This is a genomic window from Klebsiella sp. 64, assembly GCF_018223915.1.
Lineage (GTDB): Bacteria > Pseudomonadota > Gammaproteobacteria > Enterobacterales > Enterobacteriaceae > Klebsiella > Klebsiella pneumoniae.
Window position 1 is genome coordinate 51,358 of record NZ_JAGRQZ010000013.1, and the last position, 15,476, is coordinate 66,833.

Consider the following 15,476-nt stretch of genomic DNA (forward strand, 5'->3'; position numbering starts at 1 on the left):
CAGATCGCTTCATTCTCGGCGCGGGTATGACAAAATAGCGGTTTTGTGTTGGCTTGTGGAGTCACTCGTGCAGGATCGCAATTTCGATGACATTGCTGAAAAGTTTTCGCGCAATATTTACGGCACCACAAAAGGCCAGTTGCGTCAGGCGATCCTCTGGCAGGATCTGGAACCGCTGTTGGCGCAGCTGGGGCCGGGACCGCTGAGGGTGCTGGATGCCGGCGGCGGCGAAGGGCAAACGGCCATCAAAGTCGCGCAACTGGGCCATCACGTGACGCTCTGCGATCTCTCCGCTGAGATGGTGGCTCGCGCCCGCCAGGCGGCCGCCGATAAAGGTGTGATCGACAACATGCATTTTGTACAATGCGCGGCTCAGGATATTGCGCAGCATTTGGAAAGCCCGGTCGATCTGGTACTGTTTCATGCGGTGCTGGAGTGGGTGGCGGAGCCCCAGGAAATACTGCATACCCTGTGGTCGACGCTGCGTGCTGGCGGTGGACTGTCATTGATGTTCTACAATGCTAACGGCCTGTTGATGCACAATATGGTTGCCGGTAATTTTGATTACGTTCAACTGGGCATGCCAAAAAAGAAAAAACGCACGCTGTCGCCGGATTATCCGCGTGAACCACAGCAGGTTTATCACTGGCTGGAAGAGATTGGCTGGCAGATCGTCAGCAAAACCGGCGTGCGGGTGTTTCATGATTATCTGCGTGAAAAACGCCAACAGCATGACAGCTATGCGGCGCTGCTGGCGCTGGAGACGCGCTACTGTCGTCAGGAGCCGTATCTCAGCCTGGGCCGTTATATTCATGTCACCGCGCTTAAGAGCCAGGCTCATAGCCGCAGATGCAAGGATAAAGTATGAGTGAATTTTCCCAGACAGTCCCCGAACTGGTTGCCTGGGCCAGAAAAAATGATTTTTCAATCTCGCTACCGGTCGACAGACTCTCTTTCCTGCTGGCGATCGCCACTCTGAATGGTGAACGACTGGAAGGGGAAATGAGCGAGGGTGAACTGGTGGATGCGTTCCGCCACGTCAGTGATGCGTTTGAGCAGACCAGCGAAACCATCAGCCAGCGCGCCAATAACGCGATCAACGATTTGGTGCGCCAGCGTCTGCTGAACCGCTTTACCAGCGAAATTACCGAAGGCAATGCGATCTATCGCCTGACGCCGTTGGGGATTGGGATCACCGATTATTATATCCGTCAGCGCGAATTCTCGACGCTGCGTCTCTCGATGCAGCTGTCGATCGTCGCCGGCGAGCTGAAGCGCGCGGCGGACGCCGCGGAAGAGGGCGGTGATGAATTCCACTGGCATCGCAACGTTTTTGCGCCGCTGAAGTATTCCGTAGCGGAAATTTTCGACAGCATCGACCTGACGCAGCGCATTATGGATGAGCAGCAGCAGCTGGTGAAAGACGATATCGCGCAGTTGTTGAATAAAGACTGGCGCGCGGCGATTTCCAGCTGTGAACTGCTGCTGTCGGAAACCTCCGGCACCCTGCGCGAACTGCAGGATACGCTGGATGCGGCAGGGGATAAGCTGCAGGCGAACCTGCTGCGCATTCAGGACTCGACCATGGCGCGCGACGATCTCCATTTTGTCGATCGGCTGGTGTTCGATCTGCAAAGCAAGCTCGACCGCATCGTCAGCTGGGGTCAGCAGGCGATTGACCTGTGGATCGGCTACGACCGCCATGTGCACAAGTTTATCCGTACCGCTATCGATATGGATAAGAACCGCGTCTTCGCCCAGCGTCTGCGCCAGTCGGTACAGACCTATTTTGATGAACCGTGGGCGCTAACTTACGCCAACGCCGACCGCCTGCTGGATATGCGCGATGAAGAGATGGCCCTGCGCGATGAAGAGGTCACCGGCGAGCTGCCGGCGGACCTCGAATTTGAAGAGTTTAACGAAATTCGCGAGCAGCTGGCGGCGCTGATCGAAGCGCAGCTGGCGGTCTATAAAGAGAAAGGAATACCGCTGGATCTCGGCCTGGTGGCGCGGGAGTTCCTGGCGCAGTATCCGCGCGGGCGTCACTTCGACGTGGCGCGGATCGTCGTGGATCAGGCGGTACAGCTGGGCGTCGCCCAGGCAGATTTCACCGGACTGCCGGCAAAATGGCAGCCGATTAATGATTACGGAGCCAAGGTACAGGCGCATGTCATTGACAAATATTGAACAAGTGATGCCGGTTAAGCTGGCGCAGGCGTTGGCCAATCCGTTATTTCCGGCGCTGGACAGCGCCCTGCGCGCGGGCCGTCATATCGGTCTCGACGAGCTGGATAATCACGCATTTTTGATGGATTTTCAGGATTACCTGGAAGAGTTTTACGCTCGCTATAACGTCGAGCTGATCCGCGCGCCGGAGGGATTCTTCTACCTGCGCCCGCGGTCCACCACGCTGATTTCGCGCTCGGTACTGTCCGAGCTGGATATGATGGTGGGCAAAATTCTTTGCTATCTCTATCTCAGCCCGGAGCGCCTGGCGAACGAAGGGATTTTTACCCAGCAGGAGCTCTATGACGAGCTGCTGACCCTGGCCGATGAATCCAGGCTGCTGAAGCTGGTGAACAACCGTTCCACCGGTTCGGATCTGGACCGCCAGAAGCTGCAGGAAAAAATGCGGGCCTCGCTTAACCGCTTACGCCGTCTGGGGATGGTGTGGTTTATGGGCCACGATAGCAGCAAGTTTCGCATTACCGAATCGGTATTCCGCTTTGGCGCCGATGTGCGCGCCGGCGACGACCCGCGCGAAGCGCAGCGCCGTCTGATCCGCGACGGGGAAGCGATGGCCCTGGAAAATCACCTGCAGCTCAATGATGAGAATGAAGAAAACCAGCCGGATAGCGGGGAGGAAGAGTAATGATTGAACGCGGTAAGTTTCGCTCGCTAACGCTGGTTAACTGGAACGGCTTCTTTGCCCGGACCTTTGATCTTGATGAACTGGTGACCACCCTCTCCGGGGGGAACGGCGCGGGTAAGTCCACGACCATGGCGGCCTTCGTCACGGCGCTGATCCCGGATTTAACCCTGCTGCACTTCCGTAACACCACCGAAGCGGGGGCCACCAGCGGCTCACGCGATAAAGGCCTGCACGGTAAGCTGCGCGCCGGGGTGTGTTACTCGGTACTCGATGTGATCAACTCCCGCCACCAGCGCGTGGTGGTCGGCGTGCGCCTGCAGCAGGTCGCCGGGCGCGATCGTAAAGTCGATATTAAACCTTTCGCCATTCAGGGACTGCCGACCTCTATCCTGCCGACCCAGCTGTTGACCGAAACGCTGAACGATCGCCAGGCGCGCGTCGTGAGCCTCAACGAGCTGAAAGATAAACTCGAGGCGATGGAAGGGGTCCAGTTTAAACAGTTCAACTCGATCACCGAATATCACTCGCTAATGTTCGATCTGGGCGTGGTGGCGCGTCGCCTGCGTTCCGCCTCCGATCGTAGCAAGTACTACCGCCTGATTGAGGCCTCGCTGTACGGCGGGATCTCCAGCACCATTACCCGCTCGCTGCGCGACTACCTGCTGCCGGAAAACAGCGGCGTGCGTAAAGCGTTCCAGGATATGGAAGCGGCGCTGCGGGAAAACCGCATGACGCTGGAAGCCATTCGCGTTACCCAGTCCGACCGCGATCTGTTTAAACACCTGATCAGCGAAGCCACCAACTACGTGGCGGCGGACTATATGCGTCACGCCAACGAGAGGCGCATTCACCTGGATAAGGCGCTGGAGTATCGCCGCGATCTCTTCACCTCGCGTTCGCAGCTGGCGGCTGAGCAGTATAAGCACGTCGACATGGCGCGCGAACTGCAGGAGCATAACGGCGCGGAGGGCGATCTGGAAGCCGATTACCAGGCCGCCAGCGATCACCTGAACCTGGTGCAGACTGCGCTGCGTCAGCAGGAAAAAATCGAGCGCTACGAAGCGGATCTCGACGAGCTGCAGATCCGTCTGGAAGAGCAGAATGAAGTGGTGGCGGAAGCCGTCGATCGTCAGGAAGAGAACGAAGCCCGCGCTGAGGCCGCCGAGCTGGAAGTGGATGAGCTGAAAAGCCAGCTCGCCGACTATCAGCAGGCGCTCGATGTGCAGCAGACCCGCGCCATTCAGTATAACCAGGCGCTGCAGGCGCTGGAGCGCGCGAAGGCGCTGTGCCATCTGCCGGATCTGACCCCGGAGAGCGCCGACGAGTGGCTGGAAACCTTCCAGGCGAAAGAGCAGGAAGCGACGGAGAAAATGCTGTCGCTGGAACAGAAAATGAGCGTGGCGCAAACCGCGCACAGCCAGTTTGAACAGGCTTACCAGTTGGTGGCGGCGATTAACGGCCCGCTGGCGCGCAATGAAGCCTGGGACGTGGCGCGCGAATTGCTGCGCGACGGCGTGAACCAGCGCCACCAGGCCGAGCAGGCGCAGGGGCTGCGCAGCCGCCTCAACGAGCTTGAACAGCGTCTGCGCGAGCAGCAGGACGCTGAGCGTCAGCTGGCCGAGTTCTGCAAACGCCAGGGTAAACGTTACGATATCGACGATCTGGAAACGCTGCATCAGGAGCTGGAAGCGCGCATCGCGTCGCTGTCCGACAGCGTCTCCAATGCTCAGGAGCAGCGCATGGCGCTGCGTCAGGAGCTGGAGCAACTGCAGTCGCGTACCCAGACGCTGATGCGTCGGGCGCCGGTCTGGCTGGCGGCGCAGAACAGCCTTAACCAGCTGTGCGAGCAAAGCGGCGAGCAGTTTGCGTCCGGCCAGGAGGTCACCGAATACCTGCAGCAGCTGCTGGAGCGTGAACGAGAGGCTATCGTTGAACGTGACGAGGTCGGCGCCCGCAAGCGCGCCATCGACGAAGAAATCGAGCGTCTCAGCCAGCCGGGCGGTTCGGAAGATCCGCGCCTCAACGCCCTGGCGGAACGGTTCGGCGGCGTTCTGCTGTCCGAGATCTACGATGATGTTAGCCTCGACGATGCGCCGTACTTCTCCGCGCTGTATGGTCCGTCGCGCCATGCGATCGTGGTTCCGGATCTGTCGCGGGTAGCCGAGCAGCTTGAGGGGCTGGAAGATTGCCCGGAAGATCTCTATCTGATCGAAGGCGATCCGCAATCCTTTGACGACAGCGTATTCAGCGTCGACGAGCTGGAAAAAGCGGTGGTGGTGAAGATTGCCGATCGCCAGTGGCGTTATTCGCGCTTCCCGTCGCTGCCGCTGTTTGGCCGCGCGGCACGTGAAAACCGCATTGAAACCCTGCATGCCGAGCGTGAATCGCTGTCAGAGCGTTTTGCGACCCTGTCGTTCGATGTGCAGAAAACCCAGCGCCTGCACCAGGCCTTCAGCCGCTTTATCGGCAGCCATCTGGCGGTGGCTTTCGAGGACGATCCGGAAGAAGAGATCCGCAAACTCAACAGCCGCCGCGGCGAGCTGGAGCGTGCGCTGAGCGCCCATGAAAGCGATAACCAACAGAACCGTGTGCAGTACGAGCAGGCGAAAGAGGGCGTGTCGGCGCTCAACCGCCTGCTGCCGCGCTTGAACCTGCTGGCGGATGATACGCTGGCCGACCGCGTGGACGAGATCCAGGAACGTCTGGACGAAGCGCAGGAGGCCGCGCGCTTTATTCAGCAGCACGGTAACCAGCTGGCGAAGCTGGAGCCTATTGTTTCGGTGCTGCAGAGCGATCCGGAGCAGTTTGAGCAGCTGAAAGAAGATTACGCCTATGCGCAGCAAACCCAGCGCGATGCGCGTCAGCAGGCTTTTGCCCTGGCGGAAGTTGTGCAGCGCAGGGCCCACTTCAGCTACTCCGATTCGGCGGAAATGCTCAGCGGCAACAGCGATCTCAACGAGAAGCTGCGCCAGCGTCTGGAGCAGGCGGAGTCCGAACGCAGCCGCGCGCGCGACGCGATGCGTGCCCATGCGGCGCAGCTTAGTCAGTACAATCAGGTGCTGGCCTCGCTGAAGAGCTCGTATGACACCAAGAAAGAGCTGCTCAACGATCTGTATAAAGAGTTGCAGGACATTGGCGTGCGCGCCGACGCCGGCGCGGAAGAGCGTGCTCGCGCGCGTCGCGATGAACTGCACATGCAGCTGAGCAATAACCGCTCCCGACGCAATCAGCTGGAGAAAGCGTTGACCTTCTGCGAAGCGGAAATGGACAACCTGACCCGTAAACTGCGCAAGCTGGAGCGCGATTACTGCGAAATGCGCGAGCAGGTGGTGACCGCCAAGGCGGGCTGGTGCGCGGTGATGCGTCTGGTGAAAGACAACGGCGTCGAACGTCGTCTGCATCGCCGCGAGCTGGCCTATCTCTCCGCCGATGAGCTGCGCTCAATGTCGGATAAGGCGCTGGGGGCGCTGCGTCTGGCGGTCGCCGATAACGAACATCTGCGTGACGTGCTGCGTATCTCGGAAGATCCGAAGCGTCCGGAGCGCAAAATTCAGTTCTTCGTTGCCGTATACCAGCATCTGCGCGAGCGTATTCGTCAGGATATTATTCGCACCGATGATCCGGTGGAAGCGATCGAGCAGATGGAGATCGAGCTCAGCCGCCTGACCGAAGAGCTGACCAACCGTGAACAGAAGCTGGCGATCAGTTCCCGCAGCGTGGCCAACATTATTCGCAAAACCATTCAGCGCGAGCAGAACCGTATCCGGATGCTCAACCAGGGTCTGCAGAGCGTCTCCTTCGGCCAGGTCAACAGCGTGCGTCTGAACGTCAATGTGCGTGAGACCCACTCGATGCTGCTCGACGTGCTCTCCGAGCAGCATGAGCAGCACCAGGATCTGTTTAACAGCAATCGTCTGACCTTCTCTGAGGCGCTGGCCAAGCTCTATCAGCGTCTCAACCCACAGATCGACATGGGGCAGCGCACGCCACAAACCATCGGTGAAGAGCTGCTCGACTACCGCAACTATCTGGAGATGGAAGTGGAAGTTAACCGCGGCTCCGACGGCTGGCTGCGCGCGGAGTCCGGCGCGCTGTCTACCGGGGAAGCTATCGGTACCGGGATGTCGATTCTGGTGATGGTGGTGCAGAGTTGGGAAGATGAATCCCGTCGCCTGCGCGGCAAGGATATCTCGCCTTGCCGTCTGCTGTTCCTCGATGAAGCGGCGCGTCTCGACGCCCGCTCCATCGCCACCCTGTTCGAGCTGTGCGAACGTCTGGAGATGCAGCTGATTATCGCAGCGCCGGAGAACATCAGTCCGGAAAAAGGCACTACCTATAAACTGGTGCGTAAGGTGTTCAATAATCACGAACATGTGCACGTCGTGGGGCTGCGCGGGTTTGCCGCGCCGCTGCCGGAAGCGCTGCCGGGAACGGCCGACGCCTCCTGACGATGCAGCTCACTACTGGCGGGTAAGCGCTGAAAAGGGCAACGTTAAGTTGCCCTTTTTGCTATCCAGCTTGCTATGCGAGGGTGGTATAATCTTTAAGCTTCTTTACATTAGGTAAGGCAAAAGCCTTTTCGTCTTTATATACTGTGTTAAAGCCCACGAATTTGTGGGCGGCAATGTGTGACAACAGGGGGCAAGGGATGTTGCTTAAGAAACGGTATGGTCGTCCATTGTCAGCGCTCAGTCTGAGCCTGGCAATGGCATTTGCTCCGCTGTTCAATGTCCAGGCCGCAGAGCCTGAAGTCGTACCAGGTGATAGCTCCGCTACGCCTGGAGAGCTTTCCGTCGCGCTGTCGCAAAGCGACGGGCAATCGCCGGCGGTCGCGAAGCTGGCCGGTGAGCAGCCGCTGTCGATGGAAGCCGCGGCGAACAGTCGCGCCCAGATCGAAGCGCTATTGCCGGCTGGCTACAAACCCGTCTTTATGAATCCGCTGGTCTCGCTATACGCCGCCAGGGATATGAAACCGATGTGGGAAAACCGCGAGGCGGTGCAGGCGTTCCAGCAGCAGCTGGCGGAGATCGCCATCGCCGGTTTTCAGCCGCAGTTTACCACCTGGGTCAGTCTGCTGACCGATCCTGCCGTCAGCGGCATGGCGCGCGATGTGGTGTTGTCTGATGCCATGATGGGCTATCTGCACTTTATCAGCGGCATCCCCACCCAGGGGACCCGCTGGTTATATAGCTCGACACCGTACAAGATGGCGACCCCGCCGCTGTCGGTGATTAACCAGTGGCAGCTGGCGCTGGATAATGGCTCCCTGCCGGCGTTTATCGCCGGCCTGGCTCCGCGTCATCCGCAGTATGAGGCCATGCACCAGTCGCTGCTGGCGCTGGTGGCTGATTCACGTCCATGGCCGCAGATGACCGGCAGCGGCTCGCTGCGCCCGGGAGAATGGAGCAATGATATCGGCGCGCTGCGCGAGATCCTCCAGCGTACCGGGATGTTGGAAAATTCCGCCAATATCGTTCTGCCCGGCGACGTGGTGAGTCCTTCGGCGAAGAAAAAGAGCAAGCCCGCGGCGCGCGGTGTGTACGATCGCCAGCTGGTGGAGGGCGTTAAGCGCTTTCAGGCCATGCAGGGGCTGGGGGCGGATGGGGTCATCGGCCAATCCACCCGTGACTGGCTCAATGTCTCATCGGCGCAGCGCGCTGGCGTGCTGGCGCTGAACATTCAGCGTCTACGTCTGCTGCCAGGCAAACTATCGACCGGTATCATGGTGAATATTCCCGCGTTTTCGCTGGTCTATTACCAGGACGGCAGTCAGGTGCTGGCCTCGCGGGTGATCGTCGGACGTCCGGACCGCAAGACGCCGATGATGAGCAGCGCGCTGAACAACGTAGTGGTCAATCCGCCGTGGAACGTACCGCCCACCCTGGCGCGCAAAGATATTCTGCCGAAGGTGCGTAATAATCCTGGCTATCTGGAGCAGCATGGCTACACCGTGATGCGCGGCTGGAACAGTAAAGAGACCATCGATCCTTACCGGGTTGACTGGTCAACCATCACCGAGAACAATTTACCGTTCCGTTTTCAGCAGGCGCCTGGGGCACGTAATTCACTGGGGCGTTACAAGTTTAATATGCCGAGTTCGGATGCTATCTATCTGCACGATACGCCGAATCATAATCTGTTTCAGAAGGATGTCCGTGCGCTCAGTTCCGGCTGCGTCAGGGTCAATAAAGCCTCGGAGCTGGCCAATATGCTGCTGCAGGACGCGGGCTGGAATGACACGCGCATATCCGACGCCCTGAAGCAGGGGGATACGCGCTATGTCAATATTCGGCAAAATATACCGGTGAATTTATATTACTTAACGGCGTTTGTGGACGCTGATGGACGTACACAATATCGAACAGATATTTACAATTACGATATCACCGCGCGATCCAGCGCACAAATTCTGACGAAAGCGGAACAATTAATCAGGTAAATGAAGTAGTTCAATGGATTTTGTTGTCCTAGCACTGGGTAAAAAAGGGCGCTGCACCTCTGCAGCGCCCTTTTTTCCTGGGGTGAGGCTGCCTTGACGTTGGCAATAATGCCCGGTAAGGTGCCTTTCGTGCGCCAGAAGTGCATATACATATCATTCCGCTCAATGCGTAGCGCGGTTAGCGCGAACGCTCTCCTTTGCCGGGCAACATCTCGGTCGTGGCGAGCGATAGCGAGCTGATCCTGGCATCGCGCAAAGCGGAAAAAGTATATAACGATTCATTGACTGTAGACCTGATTATCATGGACAAATTTGACGCTAATCGCCGCAGATTGCTGGCGTTGGGTGGCGCTGCGCTGGGTGCTGCCGCCATTCTCCCTGCGCCGGCATTTGCCACCCTCTCGACCCCCCGTCCGCGTATTTTGACGCTGAATAACCTGCATACCGGTGAATCGCTCAGGGCGGAGTTTTTCGATGGCAGAGGCTATATTCAGGATGAATTAGCAAGACTTAACCATTTTTTCCGTGACTATCGCGCGAATAAAATTAAGTCCATCGATCCAAATCTGTTCGATCATCTTTATCGGTTGCAGGGACTACTTGGCACCAACAAACCTGTCCAGCTTATCTCTGGCTATCGTTCCCTTGATACCAACGATGAGCTTCGCGCACGAAGCCGTGGTGTAGCGAAACACAGCTATCACACCAAGGGGCAGGCGATGGATTTCCATATTGAAGGTATTTCGTTAAGCAATATTCGCAAAGCGGCGTTATCTATGCGCGCAGGTGGTGTAGGATATTACCCACGTAGTAACTTTGTGCATATTGATACCGGTCCCGTAAGGCACTGGTAACGAAAGGAGCGTCATGAACTATCGTATTATTCCGGTTACCGCGTTCGCGCAGAACTGTTCTCTTATCTGGTGCGGGCAAACCCGGCTGGCGGCGCTGGTCGATCCTGGCGGCGATGCTGAACGTATCAAAGCGGTGGTGGCGGAGGCTGGCGTCACGCTGATGCAGATCCTGCTGACGCATGGCCACCTCGATCACGTTGGCGCCGCGGCTGAACTGGCGCAGCATTATGGCGTACCGGTTATTGGTCCGGAAAAAGAGGATGAGTTCTGGCTGGAAGGATTACCGGCGCAAAGCCGGATGTTCGGCCTGGAGGATTGCCAACCGCTGTGTCCGGATCGCTGGCTCAATGAAGGCGATGTGGTCAATGTGGGGAATGTGGCGCTGCAGGTGCTGCACTGCCCGGGCCATACGCCGGGCCATGTGGTCTTTTTTGATGACGCCTCCCGACTGCTGATCTCCGGAGACGTGATTTTCAAAGGCGGGGTGGGACGCAGCGATTTTCCGCGCGGCGACCATGGGCAGCTGATTGCGGCTATCAAGGAAAAGCTGTTGCCGCTGGGCGATGATGTGACCTTTATTCCCGGCCATGGTCCGCTGTCGACGCTGGGTGAGGAACGCCGTAATAACCCGTTTCTGCAGGATGAGATGCCGGTCTGGTAACAGACATGACGCGAACACATAAAAAAGGCCGCATTCGCGGCCTTTTTCTTTATACCGAATACTATCGCTTACAGTACGGCGACGATGGCTTCGCACAGCGGCGCCATATTGTCAGGCGTCATCCCGGCCACGTTGATACGTCCGGAAGCTACCGCATAGATGGCGAACTCTTCACGCAGGCGCAGCACCTGCTCTTTAGTCAGGCCGCTGAATGAGAACATGCCGTTCTGCTGGCTGATAAAGCTGAAGTCGCGGCTCGCGCCTTTCTCCTGCAGGGTATTGACGAACAGCAGACGCATACGCTGGATGCGCTGGCGCATATCGGTCAGTTCCTGCTCCCAGATTGCCCGCAGCGCATCGTTGCTCAGAATGGTGGCGACCACGGAGGCGCCATGCGCAGGCGGGTTGGAGTAGTTGGCGCGGATCACCGACTTCATCTGACTGAAGGCGCGGTCTACAGTCTCCTGATCCGCGGCGACCAGAGTGCAGGCGCCGACGCGCTCGTTGTACAGGCCAAAGTTTTTCGAGTAGGAGCTGGCGACCAGCAGCTCTTTATGTAGAGCAGCAAAAGCGCGTAGCCCTTCAGCATCTTCTTCCAGACCGCGGGCGAAGCCCTGGTAGGCGAAATCGAACAGCGGTAGCCAGCCTTTTTCCACCGACAGCTGCGCCAGCTGCTGCCACTGATCGAGCGTCGGATCGATACCGGTCGGGTTGTGGCAGCAGCCGTGGAACAGTACCACGTCGCCCGCCTGGGCTTCGTTCAGGCTGGCCAGCAGACCATCAAAGTCCAGCGCGTGGTTAGCCGCGTCGTAGTATGCGTATTCGCGCACTTCCAGCCCGGCAGAGGTGAATACGCTTTTATGGTTCGGCCAGCTCGGATTACTTACCCACACACGTTTCACGTCGGTGTTTTTGGCGAGGAAGTCTGCGGCGACACGCAGCGCACCGGTACCGCCCGGTGTCTGCGCGGTGCGGGCGCGTTTATCAGCGATAATCGCATTGCCTTTACCGAACAGCAGCTCCTGGGTGCAGCGACCAAATTCAGGAATACCATCGATGCCCAGATAGTTTTTAGTCGTTTCATTTTCCAGCAGATACTGCTCTGCTTTTTTGACGCTGGTCAGAACGGGCGTTTTACCGGTTTCATCCTTGTAAACACCAATTCCGAGGTTAATTTTTTCAGGGCGGTCATCGGCACGAAACAGATCGGCCAGACCTAAAATCGGGTCGGCTGGGGCGGCGGTAATGTTCTCAAACATGACGAGGTTCCATTGTGATTACTGAAGGGAAATCCGCTATCAGGTTAACGGGAGAATAACGAATTGCCAACCGTTTGCGACAAAAAGCGCGAAGGTTTTCGAAAGAGACGATCTTTGTCTCACGAATACAGAAAAGCAGGACCGAAGTCCTGCTTTGAAGGCATATCACGAAGGGGTGTACTGCAGATTAGAACTGGTAAACGATACCCACGGCCGCCTGGTCGTCAGTGGCGACACCAGCCGCTTTGGTGTAATCGTTGTCGTCCAGCTGGTTGAATTTATACGCAGCGTAGACGTTCATGTTCTTGTTAAAGTAGTACCAGGTACCCACTTCGATGTATTTAACCAGATCCGCATCGCCGCCGGAGAAGCCAGCACGCGACTGCAGGTCCTTGCCTTTGGTCTGTACGTAGCCGATGGACGGACGCAGGCCGAAGTCAAACTGATACTGTACAACTGCTTCAAAGTTCTGAGTTTTACCAGCGAAGTGGTTATCTTCTTCCGGAGTCATGTTGTAAGTCTGGGAGTACATGACGGCCGCATAGATGTTGTTAGCGTCATATTTTGCAGAGGTCGCCCAGGCTTCGGCTTTGTCGCCATTGCCGTCAGCTTTCTGATCGACGCTACGGTTAGAGCTGGAGTAGCCTGCAGACAGTGCGATACCGTTGTCGAACGCGTAGGTGGCTGCGGTGCTGAAGCCGTCGCCATTCTGCTTGCGAATCGCACGGTCATGGTCGTTTTTACCCTGGTACTGCAGCGCGAAGCTCAGACCGTCAACCAGACCGAAGAAGTCGGAGTTACGGTAGGTTGCGACGCCGTTGGTACGACCGGTCATGTAGTTGTCGGTATAGTTCCAGCCGTCACCGCCCCATTCAACCAGCATATCGGTTGCCGCTTCGACGTCGTAGATCGCGCCGTAGTTACGGCCATAGTCGAATGAACCGTATTCGCCCGCTTTCAGGCCCGCGAACGCCAGACGGGTTTTTGTGGTCTGGGAACCTTCAACATTGGACGCGTCCATGTTGTATTCCCACTGGCCGTAGCCGATCAGCTGATCGTTGATCTGAGTTTCGCCTTTCAGGCCGATACGGGCATAGGTGGTATCGTCGCTACTGGTGTCGCCATTGGTGGTCCAGACGTGCTCGCCGACCATTTTTCCATAGAAGTCCAGTTTGTTGCCGTTTTTGTTATAGATTTCTGCAGCGTTGGCTGCACCGGCTACCAGCAGGGCAGGGATCACCACTGCCAGAATATTGCGCTTCATCATTATTTATTACCCTCATTAATATTTTTTATATGAACACGTGCCACTGCCGTCAATAAGTTCTGTCAATAAAAACTTACAGAACCATTGATGAGAGTTTGGTGTCTGAAGGCATCTTTCCATCCGCGACAACGTTTCGCTAGCCGGAAAATGCTACGAATATCTCATATGAGTAACAAAACGAAAAATCATGTAACTAAATGTGTATTTAACGGAACTTTGTGAACTTAATCAAAATTCCGTTCCACCGGATAAGGGCAAACGCCATTACTTATCTATCTATATGAATTATTTATGATTAATTTGGCTAAGCGGCAATTCGTTCATTTTGTGTATTGAATTCGTATTCTTTTTATTCAGTCTCTATCTTTGCAAGATGTGCGGGTAAAGGTCAAAAAATGAGCAAATTTATCAGCGGTTTTGCTCAGTTATGAACATAAAGTGCGATCTACATCACCAGGATGCACCGAAACAGTGCGTAACATAATTGTGATTTCCGGGTCTTGATGTTTAAGGTTGTTGAATTTTACTAACAGTAATTGACATAAAAAAAGGCCAGCTTGCGCTGGCCTTTCAGATTGATGTCAGAAAAATTTAGAATGTCGCGTTGCGCGGCGTCCGCGGGAACGGAATAACATCGCGGACGTTCTGCACGCCGGTGACGTAAGCGATGAGGCGTTCGAAGCCCAGACCGAAGCCGGAATGCGGCACGGTGCCGTAGCGACGCAGGTCGCGATACCACCAGTAGTCTTCTTTGTTAAGCCCCATCTCTGCCATACGCGCGTCAAGCACGTCGAGACGCTCTTCACGCTGGGAACCGCCGATAATCTCGCCGATGCCCGGCGCCAGAACGTCCATTGCCGCGACGGTTTTACCGTCTTCGTTAAGGCGCATATAGAACGCTTTAATGTCTTTCGGGTAGTTTTTCACCACCACCGGCGCTTTGAAGTGCTCTTCGGCCAGGTAACGTTCGTGCTCAGAGGAGAGATCCACGCCCCAGAACACCGGGTTCTCGAACTGTTTGCCGCAGTTTTCCAGAATGGTGACGGCGTCGGTGTAATCCACCTGGGCAAAATCAGCGGTGATAAAGCGCTGCAGACGGTCGATAGCGTCTTTATCCACGCGCTCGGCGAAGAACTGCATGTCGTCCGCACGCTCTTCCAGTACCGCTTTGAAGACGTACTTGAGCATCGCTTCCGCCAGGCCGGCAACGTCGTTCAGGTTGGCGAAGGCCACTTCCGGCTCCAGCATCCAGAATTCCGCCAGGTGGCGGCTGGTGTTGGAGTTCTCGGCGCGGAAGGTCGGGCCGAAGGTATAAATCTTCGACAGCGCACAGGCGTAGGTTTCGCCGTTCAGTTGGCCGGAAACGGTCAGGAACGACTCTTTACCGAAGAAGTCTTTGTCGAAATCGACTTTGCCCTGATCGTTACGCGGCAGGTTTTCCAGATCCAGCGTCGACACGCGGAACATTTCGCCGGCGCCTTCGGTATCGGAGGCGGTGATCAGCGGGGTGGAAACCCAGAAGAAGCCCTGTTCGTTGAAGAAGCGGTGCAGCGCCTGCGCCAGGGTGTGACGCACGCGGGCTACCGCGCCAATCAGGTTGGTGCGCGGACGCAGGTGCGCTACTTCACGCAGATACTCGATGCTGTGGCGCTTGGCCGCCATCGGGTAGGTGTCCGGGTCTTCCACCCAGCCGGTCACTTCCACGCTGGTCGCCTGGATCTCAAAGCTTTGACCCTGACCCTGAGAAGCCACGACTTTACCGGTGACAATCACCGAGCAGCCGGTGGTCAGACGCAGCACTTCCTGATTGTAATTGGGCAGAGAATTATTAATAACGGCCTGTACAGGATCAAAGCAGGAACCGTCATAGACGGCGAGGAAAGAAAAGCCAGCTTTAGAATCTCGGCGGGTACGCACCCATCCGCGGACCGTGACTTCGCTGTCAACGGCAACGCGGCCCTGGAGTACGTCGGCTACAGGCACAACGCTCATAATAATCTCTCTATGTAGTCCAATAAAAAAGTCTCTTCCCCCAACAGCGGGGGGATATCTATGTTACCTGTCATCTTCCATCAGACAAGTAGATTTCGCACAGGGAAGGGTGGATTTCGGAAATAAATACAC

10 protein-coding genes are annotated in these 15,476 nt (G+C 56.8%); 7 read left to right on the plus strand and 3 right to left on the minus strand.

The annotated features are described in order from the left end of the window. Nucleotides 1–67: 67 nt before the first annotated feature. The 7 genes from cmoM to KHQ23_RS10340 all read left to right on the plus strand — a co-directional run bounded on the left by cmoM (nucleotide 68) and on the right by KHQ23_RS10340 (nucleotide 10,826). Nucleotides 68–868 carry a tRNA uridine 5-oxyacetic acid(34) methyltransferase CmoM gene (gene cmoM, locus KHQ23_RS10310; protein WP_002898187.1) on the plus strand — a complete coding sequence of 267 codons (801 nt, stop codon included), beginning with the start codon at nucleotides 68–70 and terminating at the stop codon, nucleotides 866–868. Beyond that, entirely contained in the window at nucleotides 865–2,187 is a 1,323-nt protein-coding gene (gene mukF / locus KHQ23_RS10315; protein ID WP_002898189.1) for a chromosome partition protein MukF, read from the plus strand. Before cmoM ends, mukF begins: the two co-directional genes overlap by 4 nt. Then, nucleotides 2,168–2,872 (plus strand): chromosome partition protein MukE, encoded by a 705-nt coding sequence (gene mukE, locus KHQ23_RS10320; protein WP_004150840.1) that lies wholly within the window; start codon nucleotides 2,168–2,170, stop codon nucleotides 2,870–2,872. The genes mukF and mukE overlap by 20 nt, the downstream gene beginning before the upstream one ends. Then, nucleotides 2,872–7,320, plus strand: a complete 4,449-nt coding sequence (gene mukB / locus KHQ23_RS10325; RefSeq protein ID WP_023328689.1) for a chromosome partition protein MukB — start codon at nucleotides 2,872–2,874, stop codon at nucleotides 7,318–7,320. The genes mukE and mukB overlap by 1 nt, the downstream gene beginning before the upstream one ends. A gap of 200 nt (nucleotides 7,321–7,520) precedes the next feature. Continuing rightward, complete coding sequence (gene ldtD / locus KHQ23_RS10330) at nucleotides 7,521–9,311, plus strand: L,D-transpeptidase (RefSeq protein WP_004211429.1); 1,791 nt, start codon at nucleotides 7,521–7,523, stop codon at nucleotides 9,309–9,311. A 302-nt stretch (nucleotides 9,312–9,613) separates the two neighbouring features. Next, nucleotides 9,614–10,165 carry a YcbK family protein gene (locus KHQ23_RS10335; RefSeq protein ID WP_002898198.1) on the plus strand — a complete coding sequence of 184 codons (552 nt, stop codon included), beginning with the start codon at nucleotides 9,614–9,616 and terminating at the stop codon, nucleotides 10,163–10,165. A 13-nt stretch (nucleotides 10,166–10,178) separates the two neighbouring features. Further along, on the plus strand, nucleotides 10,179–10,826 hold the full coding sequence (locus KHQ23_RS10340; RefSeq protein WP_004211427.1) for an MBL fold metallo-hydrolase: 648 nt from the start codon (nucleotides 10,179–10,181) through the stop codon (nucleotides 10,824–10,826). Between the two features lie 68 nt (nucleotides 10,827–10,894). Here KHQ23_RS10340 and KHQ23_RS10345 read toward each other — a convergent pair whose 3' ends face one another. The 3 genes from KHQ23_RS10345 to asnS all read right to left on the minus strand — a co-directional run bounded on the left by KHQ23_RS10345 (nucleotide 10,895) and on the right by asnS (nucleotide 15,344). After that, nucleotides 10,895–12,085: an amino acid aminotransferase gene (locus KHQ23_RS10345; protein WP_002898202.1), complete on the minus strand. Its 1,191-nt coding sequence runs from the start codon at nucleotides 12,083–12,085 to the stop codon at nucleotides 10,895–10,897. Between the two features lie 187 nt (nucleotides 12,086–12,272). Next, the gene (gene ompK35 / locus KHQ23_RS10350; RefSeq protein WP_004141771.1) at nucleotides 12,273–13,352 is read right to left on the minus strand and encodes a porin OmpK35; all 1,080 of its coding nucleotides are present in this window, start codon (nucleotides 13,350–13,352) and stop codon (nucleotides 12,273–12,275) included. A 591-nt stretch (nucleotides 13,353–13,943) separates the two neighbouring features. Further along, entirely contained in the window at nucleotides 13,944–15,344 is a 1,401-nt protein-coding gene (gene asnS / locus KHQ23_RS10355; RefSeq protein WP_004211425.1) for an asparagine--tRNA ligase, read from the minus strand. Between the last annotated feature and the right edge of the window lie 132 nt (nucleotides 15,345–15,476).

Excerpts from the sequence above, each read along its gene's own strand:
- mukF (WP_002898189.1), top strand. The coding sequence starts at position 865 with ATGAGTGAATTTTCCCAGACAGTCCCCGAACTGGTTGCCTGGGCCAGA.
- mukE (WP_004150840.1), top strand. The coding sequence starts at position 2,168 with ATGTCATTGACAAATATTGAACAAGTGATGCCGGTTAAGCTGGCGCAG.
- mukB (WP_023328689.1), top strand. The coding sequence starts at position 2,872 with ATGATTGAACGCGGTAAGTTTCGCTCGCTAACGCTGGTTAACTGGAAC.
- ldtD (WP_004211429.1), top strand. The coding sequence starts at position 7,521 with ATGTTGCTTAAGAAACGGTATGGTCGTCCATTGTCAGCGCTCAGTCTG.
- KHQ23_RS10335 (WP_002898198.1), top strand. The coding sequence starts at position 9,614 with ATGGACAAATTTGACGCTAATCGCCGCAGATTGCTGGCGTTGGGTGGC.
- KHQ23_RS10340 (WP_004211427.1), top strand. The coding sequence starts at position 10,179 with ATGAACTATCGTATTATTCCGGTTACCGCGTTCGCGCAGAACTGTTCT.
- KHQ23_RS10345 (WP_002898202.1), bottom strand. The coding sequence starts at position 12,085 with ATGTTTGAGAACATTACCGCCGCCCCAGCCGACCCGATTTTAGGTCTG.
- ompK35 (WP_004141771.1), bottom strand. The coding sequence starts at position 13,352 with ATGATGAAGCGCAATATTCTGGCAGTGGTGATCCCTGCCCTGCTGGTA.
- asnS (WP_004211425.1), bottom strand. The coding sequence starts at position 15,344 with ATGAGCGTTGTGCCTGTAGCCGACGTACTCCAGGGCCGCGTTGCCGTT.